Here is a 25,564-nt window from a genome sequence, read left to right on the forward strand (position 1 = left end):
CGCGCAGCCGTGCGGATCTATAGGCCGACAGGCCCTCGTCCTCGCCCACACTGCCCTCGCGGCGTCGGGTGGAAGCAGCCAGGCTGGTCATGAGCCCATTCGGCGACTCCTGTGCCGGGGCGAAGGAGCTGATCACCATGACGAACCCGGTGGAGTTTCCGGACCGCCCGGTCCGGGTGAGCGCGCGTATCGACTCGCCACTGTCCCGATGGCTGTGGCTCGTGAAGTGGATCCTCGCCATTCCGCATTACGTGGTGCTGTTCTTCCTCTGGATCGCCTTCACCGTGGTGACCGTGATCGCGTTCTTCGCCATCCTGTTCACCGAGCGCTATCCCCGCGCCCTGTTCGACTTCAACCTGGGGGTATTGCGCTGGAGTTGGCGGGTCTCGTACTACTCGTACGACGCCCTGGGGACCGACCGCTACCCGCCGTTCAGCCTGGGCGAGGAACCGGATTACCCGGCACGGCTGGACATCGCCTACCCGGAGCGGCTCTCCCGCGGCCTGGTGCTGGTGAAGTGGTGGCTCCTGGCCGTCCCGCACTACATGGTCATCGGCTTCTTCCTCGGCGGCGCTCAGCTCGGCTGGTGGTCCGGCGGCCTGATCGCCCTGCTGACGGTCATCGCAGCCGTGATCCTGGCCTTCACCGAGAAGTATCCGAAGGGCCTGTTCGACTTGATCATCGGCCTCAACCGGTGGGTCCTGCGCGTCACCGCCTACGCCACCCTGATGACGGACAAGTACCCGCCCTTCCGCCTGGACCAGGGCGGCTCGGAGCCGGCTGTGCCCGAAGAAGGGGCGTGATCGCGGCGCCGGTGGCCGCAGTCTGATCGACGGCCTTGGCCGGTGCCCATGATTTCGAGGCACCGGCCAAGGTCAAGTCGTGCGGCACCGGGGATCGGGGGCCCGCTGTGCGTCTCTCACTGCCGATACTTGGCTGCTGCCGTGGTCGCGAGCAGTGCCGGACAGGCCTGTGAACCGTGCCGCCCGTCCCCGGGCCGTAGGGCCGTTCGGCCCACCCGCCTCGCCTGCGGACCTCAGCCGATGGACAACTCGGGGCGGACGAGCGTCCCCGACCTTCCGTGGACGATCTCGTAGGCCGCGTCGAGGCAGCCGATCGCGGCCAGACCGCCGGTGCGTTCGACGAAGCGGGCGGCGGCCTCCGCCTTGGGGCCCATCGAGCCCTCGGGGAAGCCGCCGCGCCGCAGGGCCTCCGGGGTGACGTCCAGGACGGGGCGCTGGTCCGGGGTGCCGTAGTGGGAGTAGACGTTCGGCACGTCGGTGAGGACGAGCAGGAAGTCGGCCTTGAGTTCCTCGGCCAGCAGGGCGGCGGCGAGGTCCTTGTCGATGACCGCGTCCGCTCCGCGCAGTGCGCCGGTGTCGTGGTCGGCAGTGACGGGAACGCCTCCGCCGCCGGCGCAGATGACCAGCGCACCGCAGGTGAGCAGGTCGTGGATGGTCTCGGTCTCGACGATCCCCTGGGGCGCGGGGAAGGCGACGACCTGGCGCCACCCGGTGGCGTCCTTGGCGATGTGCCAGCCGCGCCTTCGTGCGAGGGTGCGGGCGACGTCCCGGGGATACACCGGGCCGACGCGCTTCGTGGGCCCTGCGAACGCCGGATCGTCACCCCGTACCAGGGTGTGGGTGACCAGTGCGGCGATCTTGCGGCCGGGCAGCGTGTCGTACAAGGCTCGTACCAGCAGCGAGCCGATCAGGCCCTCGGTCTGCGCACCCAGTAGGTCCAGCGGACAGGGGGCGGTCAGGACGGGGTCGGCCGCGCTCTCCATGGCGAGCAGGCCGATCTGCGGCTCGTTGCCATGAGTGATGACGATCTCGTGTTCCAGAGCGAGGGCCGCGACGGCGGTGGCCACCCGGTCGATGTTCGCCTGCTGTACGGCGGCATCGGGGCGATCACCCCGACGTAGCAGGGCGTTGCCACCGATGGCGATGACGATGCGCACGGTTCAGTCCTCCAATGTGGCGACCAGCACAGCCTTCATGGGGTGCAACCTGTTGTTGTGAGCTCCGGACCGTCGAGGCCGCAGATGTCGAGCAGTTCCCGGTCCGGACAGTTGCGGTGGGCGGCGGCGCCGATCGGAGCACCGTGGAAACCCGTGCACTTCCCTGACGCAGCGGCGGACCAAGGCGCTGTCGAGTCGACAGGACTCTGCGGTCGTCCGCGTGAGCGCGGGCCGGCGACGGATGCGGCGCCCCTGCGCCCGCAGGGCCAGCGCGTCGAGCGCGGCGCTGAGCACGAACGTGACCGCCATGGAGATCACCAGGAGGATGGCGAACAGCCTCCAGAACTCCGGCGTCAGTGACGTACCCACGATGCCCCCCTTCCAGCGGCTTCCCTGTCGTCTGCATCGAACCGCCCTGCCCGTTCCTGCACAGGGGGTCCGTGGGCCCGCAGGAGGCACCGAGCGGCCCTACCGTAGGGCCGGGTGGCCCATGGCCCGGCCTGAGGAACAGGCACACGCTGGACGTAGCAGGTAGGGACGCCCTGATCGGAGGCACATCATGAACGCTCCCCCCACGGCCGGCATGCTGAGGGCACTGCCGGCCGAGCACCGGCATCGGCTGATGCACTTCGCCCGCGAGGTGTCGTTCCCCCAAGGCACTCGCCTCTTCGAAGAGGGGATCCGCGCCGACCGGTTCTGGATCATCCGCACGGGCACCGTCGCCCTCGACATGCACGTGCCCGGCCGCCGCGCGGCCGTGATCGAATCCCTCGGGCACAACGAACTCGTCGGTTGGTCCTGGCTTTTCGCCCCGCACGCCTGGCACCTGGGCGCCGAGGCGACCAGCCCCGTTCGGGCGTATGAGTTCGACGCCGCCGCGATCCGTTCGCTGTGCCAGGACGACCCCGCACTCGGCCAGAGCATCACGCAGTGGGTCGGCGACGTACTCGCCCACCGCCTGCGCTCCGCCCGCACCCGGCTGCTGGACCTCTACGCCCCCTATGGCAGCGGCAGCGTCCTATGACCAACCCGGTGAGCCGAAGCGACAGCCACCAAGGAGACATCATGCATGGCACCCCGCACATCGTGAGCGACGTCATGAGCCAGACCGTCGCCGCCGTCGGCCGCGAGGCCGCCTTCAAGGAGATCGTGCGGATGATGCAGGACTGGAAGGTCAGCGCCCTGCCCGTTCTGGAGGGTGCGGGGCGTGTCGTCGGGGTTGTCTCCGAGGCCGACCTGCTGCCCAAGGAGGAGTTCCGCGACAGCGATCCTGACCGGTACACCCAGCTGCGACGCCTGTCCGACCTCGCCAAGGCCGGCGCGGCGACCGCCGAGGAACTGATGACCGCGCCGGCCCTCACCGTCCGGGCGGACGCCACGCTCGCCCAGGCCGCGCGCACCATGGCACGCGTCAAGGTGAAACGGCTTCCGGTCGTCGACGAGCTGGGCATGCTGCAGGGCATCGTCAGCCGCGCCGACCTGCTGAAGGTGTTCCTGCGCGACGACGAGGAGATCGCCGAGGAGATTCGCCGGGAGGTGGTGTCGTACCTCTTCCCCACTCCGGCGTCCTCCGCACGCGTGGCAGTACGGGACGGTGTCGTGACGCTCAGCGGCCGCATCCGGGACACCTCCCTGGTGCCCGTGGCCGCACGGCTGATCCGGGCTGTCGAGGGCGTCGTGAACGTGGAATTCGATCTCTCCGAGCGCGGCGGTTCCCCCGAGACGGCCATCAGGCGCCGCGCGTGAACGAACCGCTGAGAACGCCTCCCGAGACGAGGCACGGCGGAGACCAGCGGACTCGATTCCGCAGGTGAGGCAGGCCTCAGGCAAACGCGGGCCGACCGTCCGCCACCTCCCATCCGGCCGCCTCCGCCGTACCGATCGGTGGTCCGCGGTGAGCGTGCCGAGGGCGGATCCCCGCCACGGTGCGCGGGCACGCGGAGCTCAGTACGGTGCTGTCCTGGCATTCGATCCTGGGTGTGGCGGCTCCCCGGGGTCATCGAGCGGTGGAGGCGGCATGGCCGGCAAGAACGCGGACAAGGTGCCGCGCAAGGCTTACGAGAGGGAACTTCTGCGCTTGCAGACGGAGTTGGTGAAGCTGCAGGAGTGGGTGCGGGCAGAGGGCGCCCGCCTGGTCGTCGTCTTCGAGGGCCGGGACGCGGCCGGCAAGGGCGGCACCATCAAACGGGTCGCGGAACATCTCAACCCCCGCGTCGCCCGGATCGTCGCCCTGCCCAAGCCCACCGAGCGCCAGCGCACGCAGTGGTACTTCCAGCGGTACGTCGAGCATTTGCCGGCGGCGGGGGAGATCGTGCTGTTCGACCGCTCCTGGTACAACCGCGCCGGCGTCGAGCATGTGATGGGCTTCTGTACGAAGGAGGAGTATCAGCTTTTTCTGCGCCAGTGCCCGGCCTTCGAGCGGATGCTGCTGGAGGACGGGATTCTGCTGCGCAAGTACTGGTTCTCGGTGAGCGACACCGAGCAGCAGGAGCGTTTCCGGCGTCGGCTGGAGGATCCGACACGGCGCTGGAAGCTGTCTCCGATGGACCTGGAGTCGATCACCCGCTGGGAGGCGTACTCCCGCGCCAAGGACGAGATGATGGTGCACACCGACGTCTCCGAGGCGCCCTGGTACGTCGTGGAGAGCGACGACAAGCGGCGGGCGCGGCTGAACATGATCGCCCATCTGTTGGGTTCGTTGCCTTACCACGATGTGCCGCCGCCGGTGCTGGAGCTGCCGGTGCGCCCGGAGTCGACCGGCTACGAGCGCCCGCCGCGCGATCTGCGCACCTACGTCCCCGATCATGCGGCGAGCCTCTGATCGGCCTGCACAGCCGGTCCCCGCTCACGCCCGTTCCGGCACGACGGCGACCGGGCAGGCGGAGTGGTGCAGGGCCGCATGGGCGACCCGGCCGAGCTGGAGCCCGAGGTGGCCCTCGCGTCGGCGGGCGCCGACGACGAGCAGGTCGGCCTCGTGCGAGGCGTCCAAGAGCACCCTGTGGGCGGGGCCTTCGACGGTGCGCCGACGCACTTCCACGCCTTCCGGGGCGTCGCGCAGCGCCGCTTCCAGCGTCTTCGCCGCCTCCACCTCGTACCCGCGGGCAGGTTCGCCGGACAACAGCGGATGGTCGGTGGTCTCGTGCGCGGGGTGCCGCCAGGCCCGTACGGCTTCCAGGGGCACCCCGCGCCGTCGCGCCTCCTCGACGGCGAAGCGCAGGGCCGCCGACGGGTCCGGGTGCTCGCCGACGCCCACGACGACGCGTCCGCGGACCGCGGGCGTCACCTGGTTGTCGTGGCTGCCGCGCAGCACGATCACCGGGCAGTGGGCGTGGGCGGCCACAGTCAGGCTCACCGAGCCGACCAGCAGTTCAGTGATGTCGCTGCGGCCGCGCGTGCCCAGGACCATGGCACCGGCGTGCCGGCCTTCCCTCACCAGGGCGTACTCCGGCTCCTCCGGCAGCACCTCGCCGGACACCTTCAGGTCGGGGTGGCGAGCCTGCGCCCGGCTGATCGCGCACTCGATGATGTCACCGGATCGCACCTGGTCGGACGGCTTGCCGAGATCGGCGGCGAGTGCGGCGCCCTCGTACCGCTCCCACAGCGAGGCGTACACCAGCCGCAGCCGCACCCCGCGCAGCGCGGCCTCGTCGGCCGCCCAGTCCACGGCCCGCAGACTCGGCTCGGAACCGTCCACGCCCACGACCAGAGGCAGTTGTTCCCTCATCGTCGTCACCTTCCCGCGCCGAGGTCGAAGACGATCCGAGCCTTGACGTGGCCCTGCAGGACGTCCTCGATGGACTCGTTGACCGAGGCCAGCGGGCGCGTCTCGTAGATCACCCGGGTCCGGCCCGCCTGATGCAGCTGGAACACCTCGGCGAGATCCTGCCGCGTGCCGACGATCGAACCGATCACGGACGTGCCGTTCAGGACAGTGTCGAAGATCGGCACCTGGACCGTGCCATGCGCCGGCAGCGCCACCATCACCAGTTTCCCGCCGCGCCGCAGCCCGGAGTTGACGGCGGCGAACGCGGCCTCGTTCACCGCGAGCGCGATCGCCGCGTAGGCTCCGCCGTACCGCTTGAGCACCTCGCCCACGTCGTCCTTGCGGGCGTCGATGACGAGGTCGGCGCCGAGTTCGGCGGCGAGTTCGAGCTTCTCGTCGGTGACGTCGATCGCCGCGACCTGGGCCCCGGCGATCTTCGCGTACTGCACGGCCAGGTGCCCGAGACCGCCGACGCCGGAGATCGCCACCAGCTGCGTGGGACGGACTTCGGCGACCTTGAGAGCCTTGTACGTCGTGACGCCGGCGCAGGTCAGCGGGGCGGCGTCGAGGGCGGTGATGCCCTGGGGCACGAGCTGGGCGAAGTCGGCCCAGGCCAGCATCTTCTCGGCGTATCCGCCGTCGCAGCCGTATCCGGTGTTGATCTGCTGCTCGCAGAGCGTCTCCCAGCCGGACAGGCAGTGCTCGCACCGCCCGCATGCCTTGCCCAGCCATGGCACGGCGACCCGCTGCCCGACGGCGAGATGCGTGACGCCTTCTCCGAGCTTGTCCACCAGGCCCACGCCCTCGTGACCGGGGACGAACGGCGGGTTCGGCTTGACGGGCCAGTCGCCGCGGGCGGCGTGGATGTCCGTGTGGCACAGCCCTGACGCCTCGACCCGGACGCGGACCTGACCGGGACCGGGCTGCGGGTCGGGCCGCTCCTCGATGACCAGGGGCTCGCCGAAGGCTCGTACGACCGCTGCCTTCATGATGTCTTCTCCTCGTGAATCGGTGAGCCGGTGAGTAGCGGCAGCGTCAGTCGTGCGCGATGACGGCGACAGGTGCGGTGGAGTGGTGCAGGACGGCGTGGGTGACGGGCCCGATGTGGGTGCCGAGCGGGATGCGGCGGATGCGACGGCCCACGACGACGAGTGAGGCTTCGCGCGAGGCGTCGACCAGCCGGATGGCGGGGCTGCCCCATCCGGACTCCTCGACGACCTCGACGGCCGGATACTTCCCCTTCCAGCGGTGCAGAACCTCGGCCAGCGCGGCGGCCTCTTGCTTGCCCAGCTCAGTGTTGAGCTGGGGGTCGGCCTGCAGGCCGTAGGCGAAGTACGGCGGCGGGTTCCAGGCGTGGACGACCCGCAGAGGTGTGACACGACGGGCGGCCTCCTCGAAGGCGAAGGTGATCACCGTGTCGTCGGGGCTGTCGGTGTCGAGGCCGAGCACGACGGGCCGGAACCCGGTCGCCGCGGACGGGATGCCTGCCGGGTCCATGTCGTGCTCGTCGGCGGCCTGCTCCCCCGACCGTACGAGGACCACCGGAATCTCGGTGTGGGCAATGACGTACTGGCCCACCGAGCCGACCAGGAACCCTCCGAGTCCGCTCAGCCCGCGGGAGCCGAGGACCAGCAGTCCGGCATCCTGGGCCACGCGGGTCAGCACCTCACCGGGACGGCCGTTGAGGTGGTCCGCGGTCACGTCCACGCCGGGGTGCCGCAGGCGGAGTCCCTCGGCGGCCTCGCGCGGGATGCGCTCGCTCCAGTGCTGCTGGTTCTCGGCACCGAGCAGTGGCGCCTGCGCCATGGGATCCGGAACGGGCTCCCAGACGTGCACCAGCCGCAGGGGAAGGCCACGCAACTTCGCCTCGCGGGCCGCCCACTCAGCGGCGGCACGGCTCTCGGACGAGCCGTCGAGGCCCACGGTGACGGTGCGGGACATACTGTCCACCTCCTGAATCGGTGTTCTGGTTTCAGGATGTGGGCGGGGAGACAGTCGGTGCAGAGGCCGCAGGTCCCGGCCGAGGGCCAATGGGCCCCATGGGACCAGAGGCTTTCGGCCCGAACGCGGCATCGTCTTCGCCCTCGCCCGCGAAGCGGGACCTGCTGCTGGACGACCTGACGGCGTACGGCGTCGCGGACACCATCGGCAGCGAAAGGATCTTCCCCACCCTGCCGACGGCCGTATCCGGGTGCCGGAAGTGGTGCCGCGACCAGTAGATCGCCCCGGCAAGGAGACTCCGCGGCGTGCCACTCGCTAGGTGCCCGAGGCCGGCACCGTCACGACGCTGGCCCAGGACAGTGGCAGTGGACAGGGCCGTTGGGAGGCCGACCCGGGGCCGTACGGGTCCTGTGCCCCGGCGCGGGGTGGGGCCGATGTTCCCGACGTTATGGGGCCGTTCGGCCCCTCTTCGCCCAACGTCGTGAAACAGCGCCGAAACACGGTCCGGTGCCTGATACACAGAACAGGCCGCCCGCTGCGATGCGGCGCGCTTCCTCTCTCACCCTCTGCTCGGGAGACTCCATGCTGTCCGCAGAATCCGCCACCGTGATCCGTGCCACCCTGCCCGCCGTGGCCGGGGCGCTCGACGAGATCACGACACGTTTCTACGGCGCGATGTTCCGCGACCGTCCTGAACTGCTCGACGGAATGTTCAACCGCGGCAACCAGGCCAGCGGCGCCCAGCGCCGCGCTCTCGCCGGTTCGATCGCCGGGTTCGCGACCGCGCTCCTCGACCATCCGGACACCCGCCCGGACAGCCTGCTGGACCGCATCGCCCACAAGCACGCCGCGGTGGGCGTCACCGACGACCAGTACACGATCGTGCACAAGTACCTGTTCGGCGCGATAGCCGAGGTACTGGGCGCCGCGGTCACCCCGGAGGTCGCGGCCGCCTGGGACGAGGTGTACTGGCTGATGGCGGGCGCCCTGACCGGCCGGGAGGCCCGCCTCTACCAGGAGGCGGGCGTCGAGCCCGGCCACATCTTGCGGCAGTGGACGGTCGTCGAGCGCCGCACCGAGACGCCGGACGTGGTGTCCTTCCTGCTCCGCCCGGCCGACGGCAAGCCGGCGCCGCGGGCACGGGCAGGCCAGTACGTGAGTGTGCGCGCCCTGATGGCCGACGGCGTCCACCAGCTGCGCCAGTACAGCCTGTCCTCGGATCCCGGCGGGGAACTGCGGCGGATCACCGTGAAGCGGGTGTTGGGTGCGGCCGGTGAGCCGGACGGCGAAGTCTCCACCCTGCTCCACGCCCAGGTCCGCCCGGGAGACGAACTGACGCTGTCCGCGCCCTTCGGCGACGTGTTCCTCGACGACGCGGCCAACACCACCACCCCGGTCGCGCTGGTCTCCGCGGGCATCGGCTGCACTCCGATGACCGGCATCCTGGCCCACCTCGCCGCCCTCGGCTCACCCCGCCCGATTTTGGTCCTGCACGCCGACCGCTCCCCCACCGACCACGCCCTGCGCACCGAGACACACCGGCTCGTCGGCCAACTGCCGGACGCCCGTGCCCTGTTCTGGTACGAACAGCCCGGCACGGAAGAACCCGAGGCCCGTACCGGCCTGATGAACCTTGACGGCATCGAACTGCCCGGCGACGCGATCGTGTTCCTGTGTGGCCCGCTGCCGTTCATGCGCGAGGTGCGCGGACAGCTGCTGCGTGCCGGCGTCCCTGCCAAGCGCATCCGGTATGAGGTCTTCGGCCCCGACCTGTGGCTGCCCGGCCCGACGGACTGAACGACGTCCGCACAGGTCAGACTCTTGCCAGTAGGTGCGCCTGCGGTCGTCCCGCTCAAGGAGAGCGGACCGGCTGTCGGGGCCGACACGGCGCGGTACGGCGTTTGAGCGGATGGAAGAAGACGTTCACCGATCCCCGGCTTTGCGCGGCCATCGTCGACCGGCTGAGCTTCAAGGGCGCCATCATCCAGACTGGCACCGCGTCCTACCGCCTCGCCCACACCAAGGCCGAAGCCGAAGAAGTCCAGGCCGGCTGACGGGGCGCCACACGGAAGGAGCTGCCCGGCAACCAGCCGAACCAGCGGGCCATCCAGGAGCCGCCATGACGCTGAGCGTGCGAAGCGGGTCAAGCTATGAGCAGGCGGAGGCCGAGATCTGCCGCGTCGAGGTCTGCGAGGCCGCTGTTGCGCTCGGCCCACCGGCCGGAGTCGAGGTCGTCGCTGAGGCTTCGCACCGCCCGCTGCTCGGCTTCCGTCCCGACCCTCGTCCACACCGACATCGCACGGCGTACGTGATCCTCCAGATAGGCCCCCGGTCGGCGCCAGTACGCCTCGAACAGGCCGTCAGCGCAGTCCCACGGGATGGGCACCGGCTCAGCGCGGGCGCCGATCGCGTCGGCCATCGCAGCAAGCGAGGGAAACTCTGCGAGGACGGCGGCGAACTCGGGCAGGTAGTCGCGGGTGAGCCAGAACCGGTCCTGCCATCCGGGCTCGTCGGTGTCGAACGTGAGTACCACGACGCGGCGGGCCACGCGGCGCATCTCGCGCAGCCCTGCTATCGGGTCCCCCCAGTGGTGAACGGTGGAGACGGCCATCGCGACGTCGAAGGACTGGTCCTCGAACGGCAGGCTCTCCGCGGCGGCGGCCATGCACGGCGCCGAGCCGGCAGACCGCTGCCCCCGCATGACCGCGGATGGCTCCACCGCGGTCACGTCGCGACCAGCAGGCTCGTAGGAGCCGGTGCCGGCCCCGACGTTCAGCACCGTCTGCGCGTTGCCGAGCGCGTCCCAGAGCTGCGCGGCGATCCGCGGCTCGGTACGCCGTGTCGCGGTGTAAGCGTCACCGATCGCGTCGTACAACCGTGCGCCGAGCATCTCCAGTTGATCCTCCGGTGTCACCATCACTCCCTTCGCCCGTGCCTCGAGTTCCCTGTCGATGGCCGCCACCATGGCGTCAGCTCGATCACGCCGCTCCCGCAGCAGGCCGCGCAGTCGGCGCAGGCGCGCGACCGCGTCGGTGGACGGGTCGCCCACCAGTTCCGCAACCTCCCGCAGCCCGAAGCCCAACCGCCGATATGCCAGTACTTCCCGCAGCCGCTCCACGTCGCCCGCCGAATAGACCCGGTACCCGGCCGCGGTCCGCGCCGACGGCCGAACGAGCCTGATCTCGTCATAGTGATGCAGCGTGCGGACGCTCACGCCGGCCAGCTCGGCCACGCGTCCCACGGTCCAGTGCTCCTCCACGGCACCGACCATGCACCCTGACGCCACGTGAGGGTCAAGAGCCTCACTCACCGCAGCAAGAGCCAAACGCGAAGGAGCAGACGGTGATCCTGGCCGGCACCCTTTCGACCTACTGCCGGCCCTCCGCCGGCGTGCTCTCCGCCTACGAAGCCGCCCCCCTCCGACGGAGCTCCGCCTGGACCTGCGCGCCACCCTGGAAAACGCCGTCGCCACGCTGATCGCGGGCACGGTGGCGGTGGGCCTGACACGAGGCGCCGAGGAGTTCGCACACTCGAGCGTGCCGCGGTGATCGGCCAACGCCGTCCCCGGGCCCGATCGGCCGTCATGAGCAGCTCGATCCGGTGGTTTTCCCCCTTTTTCATGCGTAGGCGGTGGTGTTCAAGGATCCTGTCGAGGCACCTCTGAAAACCACTGTCAGGAGACCCCCAGTGCGCTGCCCGACCCGGAAAGCCTTCGCCGCCCTCATCGCCGCAGCCAGCCTCGCCCTCCTCCTCTTCACCCCCACACCCGCCTCGGCTGCCACCGCCACCAGCCGCTTCGCCAACTACCGCTACGGTGACTGCCTGCGCGAGGCCTCCGAAACCCGTCTCCAGAGCGACCGCTGCACCACCGGACGCGGCAGCCTCCTGTGGCAGTGGAACGGCCGCCTCAACACCAGCACCACTCTTAAGAACAACTTCTGGGGCCGCTGCCTCGACAGCAATGACCGGGGCGACGTCTACCCCCTGCGCTGTAACGGCGGTTCATACCAGAAGTGGCGCACCGTCCAGCCCGCCGCCCGCAGCGCCATCATGCTCCAAAGCGTCGGCACGGGCCGCTGCCTCTACCAGCAGGACAACGGCTACTACCGCACGGGCCGCTGTGACCGAGGCATCCAGAACCAGCGCTTCACCATCGGCTGAACGGATCTCTCGACCGCTTCGATGACGCCGGGCGAGCAGCTCTTCTTTTGAACGGGGCGTTCCTCCCGTCGCAGATCAGATGGTGTTCACTGCCCGCCTTTGCGCGGTCGACCGGTGACGGGCCGGTCGCCTCGCCCCCCCTTTTTTCGCGGATGTGGAAGGCATCCACGCAGGCCCGGCTCCATGCCCACGGCCGTAATCGGGCCTGTGGTCGGGGGTACCACCACGGCCTGCATGGTCACGCGAGGTGTCGGACGGCTCAGCGCCGCGGAGTGTTGGACGCCGACTCGGGCGCAATGGTCTTGGTCGACGCTGGCCGGGTGATACTGCGCTCCCGACACGGCACCGACATGCTCCCGGCGTTTCCCGAGATTGCGGCCGGGGCCGCCCAGCTGCCGGACGTGACCGCGCTGGACGGCGAGCTGGTCGTATGGGACGCCGCGGGCCGGCTCGCCTTCGAGCAGCTACGGAACCGGCTTCAGCGGCGCGGCGCCGAGGCGGCCCGGGCGGCGGGCGAGTGGCCGGCGCACTTCGTCGCGTTCGATCTGCTGCGGCTGTCCGGGACCGACACGAGGGGGCGTCCGTACCGGCGACGCCGGGCCGCGCTGGAGTCGGTGTTCGCGGCCCGGCACCCGTCGGCGCCGTGGACGCTGTGCCCGTCGACAACCGACTCGGACACCGTGCATGAATGGCTGTCGTGGGCGGCCGTTGGCATGGAAGGCATCGTCTTCAAGCGGCTGGACGACGCCTATCACCCATCGGTGAGAGGCTGGCACAAGTTACAAGGCGCACGAGACGACCGAGGCGATCGTCGGCGCGGTCACCGGCAGCCCGGCCGCACCCCACACTCTCCTGCTCGGCAGATACGACGACGACGGACATCTGCGGTACACGGGCCGCACCACCAACCTCACCCAGACAGCCGGCAACGCCCTTACCGGTCTGCTCACTCCGGCCCGGCGCGGCCATTCCTGGACGGGCCGGTCCTTCTCTGCCGGCCGGGGAAGCCGCGAGACGCTGGACGTCATGCTGGTCGAACCCGAACTGGTCGTGGAAGCCGGCGTCGACGTCGCCCGCGACGCTTCCGGAGTGGGCCAACGAACTGCGCCGGCTTCAGGAGCGCTTCAGCCGCCCGCCGTGTGCGGACGGTGGTGCTGGATACCAACGACCTGTTGCACCACATGCGCTTCGACAAGATCCCGTGGCATCGGATCTACGGCGCCGGCACCTCTGTGACGACCCCGCATGTCGTGATCGACGAGATCGACAAGAAGTCGTACGACACCGGCGTGCGGAAACGAGCGCGCGCCGGGCTCGGCACTGCAGCCGACTCGGACGCGACGGCTGCCCCGCCCGCAAGCCCGGCGGCGCGTTTTTGTCACACGAGAGAGCAGTACGCCGCGCGCTCCCGGTGGATCCCGATACCCGCTGCCCGGAGTACGTCTCTTTTCAGCCATGCCTGTCTGACGTTCCTGCACGGAAAGGTACTTCCGCATAGGATCATGCACCTGACATCTTGCATCCACCACTCGTTTCGTACGGCCCGGCCCGCGTCCTCAGCACGGCCGAGCCGTCTCCGGAGGATGCATTGATACCCCACATATCCAGCCGCCCCAGACGCACGCTGGTGCTGGCGGCCACGGTCAGCGCCGCCCTCGCGTTCGGCGCCCCGGGTGCCCTCGCGGGCACGCTCCCCGTCACCCCCTCCACCGCCCCGGCCGCCAAGCCCCATGCTCCGGCCGCCGTGTCGGCTTCCCAGAGTGCGACCTGGGTGGCCGGGACGCGTGCCTACCTCGTGATCACCGCCCCCGGTGACAGTTCGGCGGTCCGCTCGGCGATCACGGCCAACGGCGGCACCGTGTTCTCGAACTTCGACGCCATCGGTGTGATCGTTGCCCACTCGGCGTCCAGCTCATTCGCCGCCACCATGCGCGGCGTCGCCGGCGTGCAACAGGTCGGCGCCACGCGTACCTCGGACGTCCCGGCCGACGCGTACAACCCGGCGCTCCCGGCCAATCCGGCCCAGGCCTCGACCCCGGCCGGAGAACCGGTCCGGGCCGACATGAGCCAGATCAAGGCCGACCAGGCCTGGGCCGTCAACCCGGGCTCCGCCTCCGTCACGGTCGGCATCCTGGACACCGGCGTGGACGACCAGCACCAGGACCTGGCGCCCAACTTCGACGCGGCCGACTCGGTCTCCTGCGCCTACGGCAAGCCCGACACCCGTGCCGGTGCGTGGCGGGACGTCGATACGCACGGCACTCACGTGGCGGGCACCATCGCCGCAGCCAAGAACGGCAAGGGCGTCGTCGGCGTGGCACCCGGAGTGAAGATCGCCGCGGTCCGGGTCGCCGAGCCGGGCAACTCCTTCTTCTTCGCCGAGAACACCGTCTGCGGCTTCGTCTGGGCCGGTGACCACGGCTTCAAGGTCACCAACAACAGCTACTACACGGACCCGTGGCAGTTCAACTGCCCGGACAACATCGACCAGGCCGCCATCATCGAGGGCGTAAAGCGCGCCCAGGAGTACGCCGAGGGCAAGGGTTCCCTCCAGATCGCCGCGGCGGGCAACGAGAACTACGACCTCGCCCACAAGACGACGGACTCCGCGAGCCCGAACGACTCGACGCCGGTCACCCGCACCATCACCAACGCCTGCCTTGACATCCCGACCGAGCTGCCGGGCGTGGTCACGGTCGCGGCCAACGGCACCGGCGTCACCAAGGCCTCGTTCTCCAACTACGGTCAGGGCGTCATCGACGTCGCGGCGCCGGGCAGCAACGTGTATTCCACCGTCCCCGGTGGCGGCTACGGCAGCAAGAGCGGCACCTCGATGGCCACTCCGCACGTGGTCGGCGTGGCGGCACTCATCGCCAGCGCCAACCCGGGCATCACCCCGGCGCAGATCCGCGCCAAGCTCGCCGCCCAGGCCAACGACATCGCCTGCCCCTCGGACAGCCGCTGCACGGGCACGACGGCCAACAACTCCTTCTTCGGCGAAGGACAGGTCGACGCCCTCAAGGCCGTCGGAACCACCCCGCCGCCCGGCAAGTACTTCGAGAACCTCGCGGACTTCGCCATCAACGACAACGCGACCGTGGAGAGCCCGATCGCCGTCACCGGTGTGACCGGCAATGCCCCGGCCACCCTCAAGGTGGGCGTGGACATCAAGCACACCTACATCGGTGACCTGAAGGTCGACCTGGTGGCGCCGGACGGCACCGTCTACACGCTGCACAACCACACCGGCGGCAGCGCCGACAACATCGCCCAGACCTACACCGTGAACGCCTCCTCAGAGGTCGCGAACGGCACCTGGAAACTGCGCGTCAACGACAACGCTGCCTCCGACACCGGCAAGATCGACGCCTGGAACCTGACCTTCTAGCGCAGGACCGGCAACACCCGCGCACAGCACCCACAGCACCCACGCCCCCGCACACACGACCGCGCACAAGACGGGCTACGGCCTGTTCGGCCAGGGCGCCAACTGCCGGGCTGCAAAGTGCACACGGGCTCCGGCGGCATACATCGCCGCCGGGGCCACCACACCGCAGGACCGTCTCCGGACCAGTCGTCAACTCGCCGTCCCGGCCGACGAACAGCTCGTCCGCACCGGCGTAGGACGCCGCCCCGTGATCGTCGAGAAGCTTTACGGACGCGCCCGCCGGGCCGGTGCCGACCTCGTGCACCGCCGGAGCACCGGGCCCGGGACCACGTCGGCCGCCCGTGCCCGAAGCGACGCCGCCGGTGAGTGGTCTGCTCGTGGGGGTCGACCCCGGCGGCATGGCCTGCCGTTCCAGCCGCTCGGGACGGGCGGCCGGATCCGTCCGGTGGTCGCCCCGTCGTCCGAGGATGGCCCGCTCTAGCTCGACCAGCGCGGGTCCGGGCTACAGGCGGAGCTCGTCGTGGAGGACCCGCCGGTTGCGCCGCAGAGCATCGAGTGCGTCGGCCCGCCGGTCCGCGCCCCGCAGCGCCGTAGCCATCAGCTACGGCACGCTGCTGAACCGGTTGCACGGTGCCGGAACGGTCATGCCCACGTAGTGGCAGACCCGCAGGCTCCGCGAGGATCCGCAAGCCCGCTTCCGTCGGGCGGCCCGGCTGCGTGTCCTCTACGAGACGCAGGGCGCGACCCTCGACGAACTGGCCCGCAGAGCGGGCAAGTCGAGACCCGCCACACGATGCCTTCTGATCGAGGCCGGTGGAGAAGTACGGGCCACGCGGCAGACGCGCGAGATCCGCTCCGCGCAGTCGAAGGCAAAGCCCAGGTACAGGCACCGACGCCGAAGCGGGCCTGGGACACCTCGAACGAGTACGGCACGAGCCCCCGACCACCACGTCGGCGGCCGCCGACGCATCGCCCGAGCCACCGGATGCCGACCCACCGCCCGGACCATCCCCGTGACCACGAGTCCAGGACGACCGGTCGGAAGACGTGCACCTTCCGCACCGAGCCGGGCGGGCGCTCACTGCACGGGGTCAGCGGTCGCCCGGCCCCCTTCCGAGCAGGGCGGCTCCGAGTGGGGTCAGGGTATGCAGGACCGTGTTGGCGTGGCGGTGGCTGGTGATCAGGCCGGCGTCGCGCAGTACGGCGGTGTGATGGCTGGCCGTCGTGAGGGTCACGCCGGCCCGGCGGGCGGCTTCGGTGGTGGTGGAGCCGGTCGCGCTGGCTCTCAGGATGGCGGCGCGGGTGGGGCCGAGCAGCACGTTCAGCGGTGGGGAGTCTGCGCGCGGAGTCGTCGTCGGCAGGTGATGGAGGGGGTAGAGGAGAACCGACGGGAGCCCGGGGTCGGCCAGAGCGATAGGCGCCTGCCAGCAGAAGTGGGAGGGGATCAGGAGCAGCCCTCGCCCGTCGAGGTGGACGTCGCGGTGGTCCGGATACGGGTCGATCTCCAGCACCGGTGGCCGCCAGTGAATCGTGGGGCCCAGCCCGGCGAGCAGGCCTTCGGTCCCCGCTTGGAACAGGGTGTGGGCGTGCCGGGCCCGTTCGGCGTTCAGACGTTCCTGGATGCACTCCTCGTGCGGGGCGATCGCGGCACCGTGGTAGGCGCGCAGGGCGCCCACGAGTTGTTCGCGCAGGTCCAGCTCGGTGAGCCGGCGTGTCCAGGCCGGGGCTCCGACGGTCCGGTTGAGCACGTCGACCTCGCGCGCGACCCGCTCGCACGGCGTCGCCAGAATTGCCTCCAGCCCGGCGTCCAGCCCTTGGGTGCCCTCCGGTGGTGTCAGGAAGTCGGGGAAGTAGCTGGCGCGGGGGAAGAGCGGCAACAGGAAGGTCTTCACCATCCGTTCGAGCCCGGCAAGGCGCAACGAGTCACGTGCGGTGCGGAACCAGGGCGCGTAGGCCCAGCGGCCTTCGCGGGTCTGGAACCGGTGCAGACTGACCGCGATCTCCCAGAGCGCGTGCGGCTCGGTCGCCACTGTGACCCTGGTGAGGTCCTCGGACGTGAAGTGAAAGCGGAGCATCCGTTTTCCCCGTGGGGTGCTGGTGCCGACCTGCGAAGTGTCAGTGGACTCGCATGAGCATGACAGCGATACGTCGTGCCCGGAAGCATGAATTCCCGCCAGACGTAGGCCCGTTGGCGCAGTCCACCAGAAAGGGACGACATGTTCCCGTACGAGCAGGAGCACGACCCGAAGACCAGCCGCACCCCCCGTCGGGGCCGCCGGGGTCTCGTCGCCGCGGCGCTCACCCTCGCCACGGCCGCCCTGGGCCTGATCGCACCGAGTTCCGCGAATGCCACGGCGCAGGCGTGGGAGTGCAACAGCGGCAGCGTGTGCGTCTACAGCGGCAACAACGGCACGGGCAGCCGATGTTCATGGAGCAACGCCGACCCGGACTGGTACAGCGGTGATGTCCAGTGTTCGTGGGCCGACAACCAGGTAGTCAGGTCGATCTACAACCGCGGCACGTCCTCCTCGTACAACTGGGTCGTTCTCTACACCGGCGCCAACTACACCGGCGACCACTACTGCTGGGCGCAGAACGGTGGCTTCGGATCAGACTTCAACACCAAAATCCGCTCCCACCGCTGGCGCGCTTCCTGCTCATAGCCGGATGACCGGTCGGCGGGCCCGGAGTGCCGGGACCCGCCGATACGCGTGGTTCGCCTCGTGGCGGGGAACTCCTCGGCAAACAGCCCGGCCTGCCCAACGCCGACCTCGAACCCGGCACCTTCGTCACCCGGCAGTCCCGCGTAGTACTAGGGGTATGTCAGGCCTGTTGTCGCTGCCCAAGGTCTGGGTCACGTCGCCGCGGGCCCGGTGCCTGCGGACGCGCTCGGCCAGCGGGGGGCGTCTCGTCCAGACCGTCGACCGCCCAGTTGGCCATGTGTGATGGGGATCTGTGCATTCGGCTCTGCCCGCAGTTCCGTGAATCCTCATCAACGTTGTCGCCGGTTGCCGACGCTCCGCGTCGACGCCTCCTTCGCCTCGCAGCTCGACGCACCAGACCCCGCTCACCCGCGTCCACAGGGTGCCGTCGTTTTCCTGCGGCCTGGTCTGCCGGACAGCCCCAGTGGCGCATCATTGTATGGAATGAACGCCGACCTTGATTGTTGAAAGCGGTATGAAAAAGATCGGGTTCCTCTCTTTCGGACACTGGACGCCATCGCCGCACTCGCAGACCCGCTCAGCGGCGGATTCCCTTCTCCAGGCGATCGATCTCGCGGTCGCCGCGGAGGAGCTGGGCGCCGACGGCGCGTACTTCCGTGTCCATCACTTCGCGCGGCAGTACGCCTCGCCGTTCCCCCTGCTCGCCGCCATCGGCGCACGTACCAGCAGGATCGAGATCGGCACCGGCGTGATCGATATGCGCTACGAGAACCCGCTGTACATGGCCGAGGACGCTGGAGCCGCGGATCTGATTTCCGGAGGCCGACTGCAGCTCGGCCTGAGTCGGGGATCCCCGGAGCAGGTCATCGACGGCTGGCGCCACTTCGGGCATCTGCCCGCCGAAGGGGCCACCGACGCCGACATGGCACGCGCCCACACCGAGCGGCTCCTCGACGTGCTTACGGGCGACGGATTTGCCCAGCCCAACCCCAATCCGATGTTCTCCAACCCCCCGGGACTGCTGCGCATCGAGCCGCACTCCGAATGCCTCAGGGACCGTATCTGGTGGGGATCCGGCTCGAACGCCACCGCGGCGTGGGCGGCCACGGTCGGGATGAATTTGCAGAGCTCGACTCTCAAGGACGACGAGAGCGGCGAACCGCTGCACGTCCAGCAGCGCAAGCAGATCGAGGCCTATCGTGAGGCCTGGCGTGAGGCCGGGCACACCCGCGAGCCGCGGGTGTCGGTCAGCCGCAGCATCTTCGCGCTGGTCGACGACCGTGACCGCGCCTACTTCGGTCGTGAGGGCAACTCCAAGGACCAGATCGGCTACATCGACGCCAACACTCGCGCGATCTTCGGCCGTTCCTACGCCGCCGAGCCCGACGTGCTGGTCAAGCAGCTCGCCGAGGACGAAGCGGTCGCCGCCGCCGACACGCTCCTCCTCACCGTGCCGAACCAGCTCGGAGTCGCCTACAACGCCCACGTGATCGAGAGCATCCTGACCCACGTCGCTCCGGCCCTGGGCTGGCGCTGAGCACGGCGGGAGGTCATGCACGGGAAGAGGTGAGCCCGCCGACCCCACATCCTGATGCGTCGACTCCGCCGGAACCCACCACGAGGAATACGTCGTCGGTGGCGGCGTCGGAGAAGGTTCTCATGGTGGGCGCCGGCGCGCTCATACTTCCGGAAGTCGTCATGGGCGCAGGCGAGGTCGTTGGCTTCCCCTAGGTCTCCTCGCGACCCGCGCCTACGGGGACTGACCGTTCGCGTTGTCCTCGAAGAGTTCCTGGGTACGGCGTAGCAGGGCCTGCCGGACAGTGTCCGGTGAGAGGACTCGCAGGGGTGTGGCCAGGCTGAGGAGGTACCTGGCGAGCCCGTCCGCGTCAGGACCACCGATCTCGACGACCGTGGTTTCGGGGCTTTCGGAACGGTGGGTGCCGACCGTCGCAGGAATCAGCCGCAGGGCTTGGTTCATGGACACCGGGAGACGGATCGTGGCAGAGAGAGGGTAGGGGCCGGTGGCGACGGAGCGGGAGACGAGCAGCGCAGGGTCGGGTGGGTCGACGAGTTCCACCGCGTGCCCGGTTGTCTGCAGTCGCTCGACCCTGTCGGCCCGGAAGGTTCGCCATTGGTCCCGCGTCACGTCCCGGGCGACGAAGTACCAGCGGCGTCCGGTGTGAACGAGACGGTACGGGTCGATGTCCCGGACCGTGGTTTTTCCTTCCCAGTCGCGGTACGCCAGTTGGGCACGCTCGCCTCGGCGGCACGCGGCGGCCAGTTCCAGCAGCATGCCGGGCGTGATCTGCGGCTCGTCGGGTCTGGGGGTGTGTACGAAGGCGTCGTCCATCTCGGTCAGCCGGGCCGCGATGCGCTGGGGCAGAACCTGCTGCAGTTTCAGCAGCGCCGACAGCGCGGCCTGGTCGCTGCCGAGAGCACCGCTGAGCGCGGCCTCGCGCAGTCCGACAGCAACGGCGAGTGCTTCTTCGTCATCGAGGATCAGCGGTGGCGTCCGGGCTCCGGCGCGGAGACGGTAACCGCCCCATGGTCCCGCGTCGGACTCGATGGCGTAGCCGAGTTCCCGGAGCTTGGCGATGTCCCGCCGCACCGTGCGGTCGGTGACCGCCATCCGGTCGGCCAGCTCGCCGCAGGTCCACGACGGCTTTGCAGCAAGCAAGGAGACCAGTCGCAGCAGGCGGGCGGATGCGCTGATCACGTTGCCGAGTGTTCCACATGACCAGGACTGAATCTGTCCTGGTCCCGGTCTAGGGTCCACTTCATGACCACGGAAAGCACCTCCGCACCCACGTTCCGCTACTCGGCCGTCACGTTCGACTGCCCGGACCCCGCCGAACTGGCCCGCTTCTACGGCGAGGTCCTCGGTCTGCCCGTCGTCTTCTCCACCGACGACTTCGTCCTCCTCGGCCAGGAGGGCGCGGCCGGACTCGGGTTCAACCGGCTGGCCGACTACCGCCGTCCCACCTGGCCGACTGCTTCCCAGGAAAAGCAGGCCCATATAGAAATGGGCGTCGATGACTTGGATACTGCGCAGGCCCGGCTGCTGGCCCTGGGGGCTGTCAAGCCCGAGTTCCAGCCGGACCCCGACCGGTGGCGGGTCCTGCTGGACCCCGCAGGCCACCCGTTCTGCATATCCACCCTGGTCTGAGCACGACCTGCAAGCCGAGGGACCACCACCGCACACTCCCGCTGGGGCAGCGAACTCGCAGCTGTCCCCGGGAGTCGCGGAGAAGTGCCCATGTCCTACTGACTGTTCACCGGCATCGCCGTCGGCGCCGTGGTCTCCGCGCGCACGGCCGCCGTGACGGACGTCGTCGGGCAGCACCGCAGGCGGCTCACCACCCTGCTCGCCTCCTGCGCCATGGTCTCGTGGGCCGGCCTCGGCCCGCTCCTCGCGGGCATCCTGTCCGAGACCGCGCCCGCCCCCGACCGTCACCGTCTTCCTCGTCGAGATGGCGCTGCTCGCGACCGCGGTCCTCGCGGCGCTGGGCATGCCGGTACGGCACCCGGCCGCACCGCCCAAGGGCGCGTGGATCCGCGTACCCGGCGTACCGCGCGGCAACGGCCTGCAACTCGCCCTCGGCATCGCCGTGTTCGCTCCCGGCATCACCGCGACGTCCTTCGTGCTCTCCCGCTCTCCCTCGGCCCTTCCCTGTTGTCCGGACTGCTCGGCACCACCGGCCGGATCGTCGCCGGGGCCATGGCGTTCGCGATGTTCCTGGCCGCCACCGGTGTGCAGTTCGCGGTGCAACGCCTGCCCAGGCGCACCATCCTGCCCAGGCGCACCCTCCTGACCGCCGGCGCGATCAGCACCACCCTCAGCATGGTCACGCTGATCGCCGCGGTGCACTCCTCGTCGGTCCCGGTGCTCATCGCCTCCGCGCTCCTGGCAGGCGCCGGTCAGGGCATGGGCCAGCTCGGCGGCCTGTCCCTGCTCAACTCCACCATCGCCCGCCAGCGCCTCGCCGAGGCCAACGCGGCGTTCAACGTGGGCGGTTACATCCCGGCGCGCATCCTCCCGGTCTCGGCCGGCTACCTCAGTGACGCGATCGGCCTGACCGACGGGGCGACGGTCTTCGGGGCGGTCCTGATGAGCCTGGCGGTCATCGGCGGCCTCGTAGTCGTCGCGAGCCGCCGCAGGATGCCGGAGCCGACCACCTGACCGCTCGGCCCAACACCCGCCGGAGCGACCTCTCGTACCCCTGCCGGCATTGCCTTTCGGTCCGGAAATCAGCCCCAGTCGCTCAGCACTGTCACGCTGGCTGGCCCTGGGATGGTCTCCGAGTTGAGCACACTGAGGGGGATCGTCATGGGGAACGTGTCGCCGTCGTACAAGGGGCCCCGGTACCCGGTGGAGGTCTCCCCCTGTGTGTGGCTGTACCACCGCTTCCCGCTGTCGTTCCACGAGGTCGAGGGACTCATGCCGACGCGCGGCGTCATCGTCCTCCAAAACTCCGCAGCTGACGGCCTGGAAAAAGGGGTGCGGTCGGCTGAGCTGGGGTGATAGGTAAGCGATGTGACAGAGAGTCTTGGCTATTCCGCCCTGCTGCAATTGATCGACGAGCGGTCGGCCGCGTTCCGGAGTGCGGTTGCGGCCGCGCCCAGCCTTGACGTGCCGGTGCCGTCCTGCCCCGAGTGGACGTTGTTCGATCTGGTGCAGCACCTGGGTACGGGCCAGCGCTGGTGGGCCGCGATCGTCGCCGCGGGCCCGGCCGAGGCTCCACCCGCCAAGAATGCTGCGGAGGTGCCGCGCGAGCGCGAGGCGCTGCTGGTCTGGTACGCCGAGTCGAACGAGTTGCTGCTGAGTGCGCTGCGCGCGGCCGGCCCGGAGCGCGAGTGCTGGGCGTGGTGGAGCGCCGGCGTGTCGCCGGCGAATGCCCGGGGCGTCGCCCGGCGCCGGGTGCACGAGGTGCTGGTGCACACCTACGACGCCCAGCTCGCCGCAGGCGCCGTGCAGCCGATGCCGGCCGGCCTCGCGATCGACGGCGTGGCCGAGTTCCTCGACACCTGCAACTCCACCCCAGCGGCCTGGCCGCACGAGGCCGCCACCATCCACTACCACGCCGCCGAGGGCCACTCCTGGCTCCTCACGCTGGACGGCACCGGCGCCTGGCCCGCACCCCTCACGGACGACGCCGCGCCCGCCTCCGCTTCGGCCACGGGCACGGCCGAGCAGCTGCTCCTCTTCGTCTGGGGCCGCCTCACGATGAGCGACCTGAAAATCGGGGGCGACCCGCAGGTATTCGAGCAGCTGATCGCCTGGGAGCCCGAGGAGTAGCCAGTCAAAACCGCCAGCGGACTGCCTCGCTGACGTCCGCGGTTCCTCGGCACCATCGGCCAACCGTCGCGAGGTCCGCCATGGGGTGCGCCGCACTGTGATTACGGCGTAGAGCAGCACGTCGTGGGGCGGCGAACCTCGGCGGCCGGTACGCCCGTTCGCGGCGGCCCGGTCGGACCTGGCCGAACTGCTCGCGGCGATGGGCGTGCTCGGCTTCGGCATCGGGGCTTCTCAGCCGCGATGCCCGGTGTCATCCTGGCCGTCACCCCCAAGAGTGAGACGTCGAGCGCCATGAGCTTCGATTACGTCGTCCGCAGCGTCGGGTACTCCCTGGGCAGCGCCATCGGCGGCCTGATCCTCCGCCGGAGAGGCGCCCACCACTGCCGATCACGCCTTCGTTCTGGCGCGCGACTGCCGACCCAGCCGACCGCATCCGGCCCCCCGAGAGCTGGAGATCCTGGAGATGGTCAGCACCGGCATGACGCACAAGGCGATCGCACGCCGACTCGATTGCAAGCCCAGCACGGTAGCCACCCACTTGGCGACTGTGCGCGCCCACCCACTTGGCGAGCGTGCGCGCCAAGTACAACAACACTGAGCGGCCGATCACCAAGCCCACCGACTACCGGGACCGGCAACTGGACCGCGACCGCCTCGACACCGACGGCTGGTAGGACTCCGTTAGGTTCTGTCTCGATCTTGGTGTGGTGTAGGTCCTGGCGAGCAAAAGTTGTTGGCTGTCTCTTGGCGGCCTGTGTGGTCTCGCTCGCTCTGGTGCTGTGACCGAAAAGGTTGGTGGGGTCGGCGGGCGGGGCGCGCCGCTGGATGCACAGTGACGTCTCGTCTGGTCGCTGGAGGCGTTTTGGACGGCGTCCCGGTCCCGGGCACTGCTCTTCCCTGATGAATCCACCCTCGGTTATCGTCCGTCCTGTGCCTGTGAACCCGAGCCTGGTCGTCGGTTTCCTGACTCTGTCGGTAGTGCTGTCAGCAATCCCGGGGCCATCTGTCTTACTCGAGACCAGCCGTGCCATCACTCTGGGGCGTCGATCAGCGATGTGGATCGTGCTGGGGAATGCCCTAGGCGGTCTTGCACTCCTGGCGCTCGTGCTCGCTGGCCTCGGAGCAATCGTCGCGGCATCGGCCAAGCTCTTCATGGTGGTCAAGGTCGTCGGCGCGTGCTACCTGTTCTGGCTGGGCGTCAGTGCGCTGCGCTCCGCCCGGTCCAACTTCGTGAACGAGCCCTCAACCACGGCCGATGTCCTGGGCAGAACGTCGTGGGCGCGATCGGTACAGCAGGGCTTCCTGGTCGGTGTCGCCAACCCGAAGAGCATCGTGTCGCTGATGGCCGTCCTACCCCAGTTCGTTGACCACTCGCGCGGAAACCCCGCCCTCCAGATGCTGGTCATCGGCCTCGCCGGAGGCGTGGTCCAAGCAGTAGTCGAAACCATCTGGGTCTGTGCCGCCGGATCCATGCGGACCTGGTTTCTGGGGAAAAAACGCCGTATCCGGGTACTGAAGGCCAGCGGCGGAGTTGCCATGATCGCATTTGCCAGCAGGCTCGCAATCGAAAGCCCATAGGGCCACCCCCTGCCATGATCCCGCTGATCGGCCGTGTACGTCACGGCGTCAGTGTCACCGGTGCTGTTTGCAGGCCACGCGGCTTTCGCCGGTCGCCCGCCCCAGCGGATGCCCTTCTCACTATGGATTCGGGTGCGATCGCGCCGTTGGGCGGCCAGCACGTCGGGATCGCGGGCGTTCTTGTTCCGCCAACGCAGATAGGCGTGCAGGGCGCTAGTCGATTGGCCCCACCTGCGCGAGGGTCGCGTTGGGTGTGGACCGCCGGTTCAACCGCCCGCGATCGTCATCGGGTCGCTGTCGTTCTGGGCTCACTGATACATATGTGCGATGGCAGGCGACGACTCCGGTGAGTTTCAGGCAGGGCAGTCGGGGCTCATCGTGAGGGTTCCCCAGGCAGAACCTGTTGTTCGAGCGTGGCGTGACCGGCTGGACCTCTCAGCCCGTGCGGGGGTTCCGGCCCATGTCACCGTCCTCTTCCCGCTTCTCAACGAGAGTCGCGCGAGGCCCGGTTCGAGCACTGCGGGCGATTCCCGGGAATCTTGTATCTCGTCCCCGAACTGGACCTCCCGTTCCGACGGCTGACCGAGGCGGTGCCGACCGGTGGCCGGAGACCCCGCCGTTCGCCGGGCAGTTCGACGAGGTCGTCCCCCATCTGACCATCGCCCAGGGGCAAGACGATGCCGTGCTGGAGGAGGCGGAGGCCGACCTTCGCGGCCGGCTTCCCGTCACTGTCCGCGTGTCGTCGGTCTATCTGATGGTCCACGACGGAACCAGGTGGCAGCGAACATCGTTCACGCTCCGGTGATCCCTCTGT

Annotated in this window: 23 protein-coding genes and 4 pseudogenes; 19 read left to right on the forward strand and 8 right to left on the reverse strand. The window is 69.6% G+C overall.

Features of this window, described 5'->3' with window-relative positions:
• Positions 1–137 precede the first annotated feature (137 nt).
• Entirely contained in the window at positions 138–803 is a 666-nt protein-coding gene (locus ACZ39I_RS37140; RefSeq protein WP_467249627.1) for a DUF4389 domain-containing protein, read from the forward strand.
• A 233-nt stretch (positions 804–1,036) separates the two neighbouring features.
• Here ACZ39I_RS37140 and ACZ39I_RS37145 read toward each other — a convergent pair whose 3' ends face one another.
• Positions 1,037–1,960, reverse strand: coding sequence for a carbamate kinase (locus ACZ39I_RS37145; protein ID WP_467249494.1), 924 nt, complete (start codon positions 1,958–1,960; stop codon positions 1,037–1,039).
• 559 nt (positions 1,961–2,519) lie between these two features.
• Between ACZ39I_RS37145 and ACZ39I_RS37150 the strand changes: the two genes are divergently transcribed.
• From ACZ39I_RS37150 to ppk2, 3 genes are all read left to right on the forward strand, one after another.
• A complete protein-coding gene (locus tag ACZ39I_RS37150; RefSeq protein WP_467249496.1) occupies positions 2,520–2,984 on the forward strand; it encodes a Crp/Fnr family transcriptional regulator in 465 nt (154 codons plus the stop codon).
• Positions 2,985–3,025: 41 nt separating this feature from the next.
• The gene (locus tag ACZ39I_RS37155; RefSeq protein WP_467249498.1) at positions 3,026–3,706 is read left to right on the forward strand and encodes a CBS domain-containing protein; all 681 of its coding nucleotides are present in this window, start codon (positions 3,026–3,028) and stop codon (positions 3,704–3,706) included.
• A 271-nt stretch (positions 3,707–3,977) separates the two neighbouring features.
• The gene (gene ppk2, locus ACZ39I_RS37160; RefSeq protein ID WP_467249500.1) at positions 3,978–4,781 is read left to right on the forward strand and encodes a polyphosphate kinase 2; all 804 of its coding nucleotides are present in this window, start codon (positions 3,978–3,980) and stop codon (positions 4,779–4,781) included.
• A gap of 24 nt (positions 4,782–4,805) precedes the next feature.
• On the opposite strand, the gene ACZ39I_RS37165 is transcribed toward ppk2, so the two are convergent.
• The 3 genes from ACZ39I_RS37165 to ACZ39I_RS37175 are packed head-to-tail and all read right to left on the reverse strand — an operon-like array spanning position 4,806 to position 7,664.
• A complete protein-coding gene (locus ACZ39I_RS37165; RefSeq protein ID WP_467249502.1) occupies positions 4,806–5,684 on the reverse strand; it encodes a universal stress protein in 879 nt (292 codons plus the stop codon).
• 5 nt (positions 5,685–5,689) lie between these two features.
• Positions 5,690–6,712 carry a zinc-dependent alcohol dehydrogenase gene (locus ACZ39I_RS37170; protein WP_467249504.1) on the reverse strand — a complete coding sequence of 341 codons (1,023 nt, stop codon included), beginning with the start codon at positions 6,710–6,712 and terminating at the stop codon, positions 5,690–5,692.
• Between the two features lie 46 nt (positions 6,713–6,758).
• Positions 6,759–7,664: a universal stress protein gene (locus tag ACZ39I_RS37175; protein ID WP_467249506.1), complete on the reverse strand. Its 906-nt coding sequence runs from the start codon at positions 7,662–7,664 to the stop codon at positions 6,759–6,761.
• A gap of 98 nt (positions 7,665–7,762) precedes the next feature.
• Between ACZ39I_RS37175 and ACZ39I_RS37180 the strand changes: the two genes are divergently transcribed.
• The 3 genes and pseudogenes from ACZ39I_RS37180 to ACZ39I_RS37190 all read left to right on the forward strand — a co-directional run.
• The gene (locus ACZ39I_RS37180; protein WP_467249645.1) at positions 7,763–7,942 is read left to right on the forward strand and encodes a hypothetical protein; all 180 of its coding nucleotides are present in this window, start codon (positions 7,763–7,765) and stop codon (positions 7,940–7,942) included.
• 304 nt (positions 7,943–8,246) lie between these two features.
• On the forward strand, positions 8,247–9,461 hold the full coding sequence (locus ACZ39I_RS37185) for a globin domain-containing protein (protein WP_467249508.1): 1,215 nt from the start codon (positions 8,247–8,249) through the stop codon (positions 9,459–9,461).
• Between the two features lie 110 nt (positions 9,462–9,571).
• Positions 9,572–9,718 (forward strand): annotated as a pseudogene (locus tag ACZ39I_RS37190) (ATP-binding protein); the annotation flags it as partial.
• 89 nt (positions 9,719–9,807) lie between these two features.
• Here ACZ39I_RS37190 and ACZ39I_RS37195 read toward each other — a convergent pair.
• Complete coding sequence (locus ACZ39I_RS37195) at positions 9,808–10,905, reverse strand: MerR family transcriptional regulator (RefSeq protein ID WP_467249510.1); 1,098 nt, start codon at positions 10,903–10,905, stop codon at positions 9,808–9,810.
• A 446-nt stretch (positions 10,906–11,351) separates the two neighbouring features.
• Between ACZ39I_RS37195 and ACZ39I_RS37200 the strand changes: the two genes are divergently transcribed.
• The 3 genes from ACZ39I_RS37200 (at position 11,352) to ACZ39I_RS37210 (ending at position 15,213) form a co-directional block, all read left to right on the forward strand.
• Entirely contained in the window at positions 11,352–11,825 is a 474-nt protein-coding gene (locus tag ACZ39I_RS37200) for an RICIN domain-containing protein (protein ID WP_467249512.1), read from the forward strand.
• A gap of 350 nt (positions 11,826–12,175) precedes the next feature.
• Positions 12,176–13,417, forward strand: coding sequence for an ATP-dependent DNA ligase (locus tag ACZ39I_RS37205; RefSeq protein ID WP_467249629.1), 1,242 nt, complete (start codon positions 12,176–12,178; stop codon positions 13,415–13,417).
• A gap of 35 nt (positions 13,418–13,452) precedes the next feature.
• Entirely contained in the window at positions 13,453–15,213 is a 1,761-nt protein-coding gene (locus ACZ39I_RS37210; RefSeq protein ID WP_467249631.1) for a S8 family peptidase, read from the forward strand.
• Positions 15,214–16,304: 1,091 nt separating this feature from the next.
• On the opposite strand, the gene ACZ39I_RS37215 is transcribed toward ACZ39I_RS37210, so the two are convergent.
• Entirely contained in the window at positions 16,305–17,288 is a 984-nt protein-coding gene (locus ACZ39I_RS37215; protein ID WP_467249514.1) for an ArsR/SmtB family transcription factor, read from the reverse strand.
• 141 nt (positions 17,289–17,429) lie between these two features.
• On the opposite strand from ACZ39I_RS37215, the gene ACZ39I_RS37220 reads away from it, so the two are divergent.
• Together ACZ39I_RS37220 and ACZ39I_RS37225 are read left to right on the forward strand one after the other, a co-directional pair.
• Complete coding sequence (locus ACZ39I_RS37220) at positions 17,430–17,876, forward strand: peptidase inhibitor family I36 protein (RefSeq protein WP_467249516.1); 447 nt, start codon at positions 17,430–17,432, stop codon at positions 17,874–17,876.
• Positions 17,877–18,390: 514 nt separating this feature from the next.
• Positions 18,391–19,413, forward strand: coding sequence for an LLM class flavin-dependent oxidoreductase (locus tag ACZ39I_RS37225; protein WP_467249518.1), 1,023 nt, complete (start codon positions 18,391–18,393; stop codon positions 19,411–19,413).
• Between the two features lie 213 nt (positions 19,414–19,626).
• Here the strand turns inward: ACZ39I_RS37225 and ACZ39I_RS37230 are convergent, their stop codons facing one another.
• Complete coding sequence (locus tag ACZ39I_RS37230) at positions 19,627–20,592, reverse strand: helix-turn-helix transcriptional regulator (RefSeq protein ID WP_467249520.1); 966 nt, start codon at positions 20,590–20,592, stop codon at positions 19,627–19,629.
• 63 nt (positions 20,593–20,655) lie between these two features.
• On the opposite strand from ACZ39I_RS37230, the gene ACZ39I_RS37235 reads away from it, so the two are divergent.
• The 6 genes and pseudogenes from ACZ39I_RS37235 (at position 20,656) to ACZ39I_RS37260 (ending at position 24,750) form a co-directional block, all read left to right on the forward strand.
• Positions 20,656–21,042 carry a VOC family protein gene (locus ACZ39I_RS37235; protein WP_467249522.1) on the forward strand — a complete coding sequence of 129 codons (387 nt, stop codon included), beginning with the start codon at positions 20,656–20,658 and terminating at the stop codon, positions 21,040–21,042.
• Between the two features lie 102 nt (positions 21,043–21,144).
• Positions 21,145–22,056 (forward strand): annotated as a pseudogene (locus tag ACZ39I_RS37240) (MFS transporter); the annotation flags it as partial.
• A 147-nt stretch (positions 22,057–22,203) separates the two neighbouring features.
• Positions 22,204–22,338, forward strand: a pseudogene (locus ACZ39I_RS37245) (IS6 family transposase); the annotation flags it as partial.
• A 72-nt stretch (positions 22,339–22,410) separates the two neighbouring features.
• The gene (locus ACZ39I_RS37250) at positions 22,411–23,172 is read left to right on the forward strand and encodes a maleylpyruvate isomerase family mycothiol-dependent enzyme (protein WP_467249524.1); all 762 of its coding nucleotides are present in this window, start codon (positions 22,411–22,413) and stop codon (positions 23,170–23,172) included.
• Positions 23,173–23,620: 448 nt separating this feature from the next.
• Positions 23,621–23,770: a LuxR C-terminal-related transcriptional regulator gene (locus tag ACZ39I_RS37255; protein WP_467249633.1), complete on the forward strand. Its 150-nt coding sequence runs from the start codon at positions 23,621–23,623 to the stop codon at positions 23,768–23,770.
• Between the two features lie 332 nt (positions 23,771–24,102).
• Positions 24,103–24,750, forward strand: a complete 648-nt coding sequence (locus ACZ39I_RS37260) for a LysE family translocator (RefSeq protein WP_467249526.1) — start codon at positions 24,103–24,105, stop codon at positions 24,748–24,750.
• A gap of 86 nt (positions 24,751–24,836) precedes the next feature.
• Here the strand turns inward: ACZ39I_RS37260 and ACZ39I_RS37265 are convergent.
• Positions 24,837–24,968, reverse strand: a pseudogene (locus ACZ39I_RS37265) (IS630 family transposase); the annotation flags it as partial.
• Positions 24,969–25,210: 242 nt separating this feature from the next.
• On the opposite strand from ACZ39I_RS37265, the gene ACZ39I_RS37270 reads away from it, so the two are divergent.
• The gene (locus tag ACZ39I_RS37270) at positions 25,211–25,555 is read left to right on the forward strand and encodes a 2'-5' RNA ligase family protein (protein ID WP_467249635.1); all 345 of its coding nucleotides are present in this window, start codon (positions 25,211–25,213) and stop codon (positions 25,553–25,555) included.
• Positions 25,556–25,564 lie beyond the last annotated feature (9 nt).

The sequence above is a fragment of the Streptomyces sp. NPDC024687 genome, assembly GCF_055559055.1.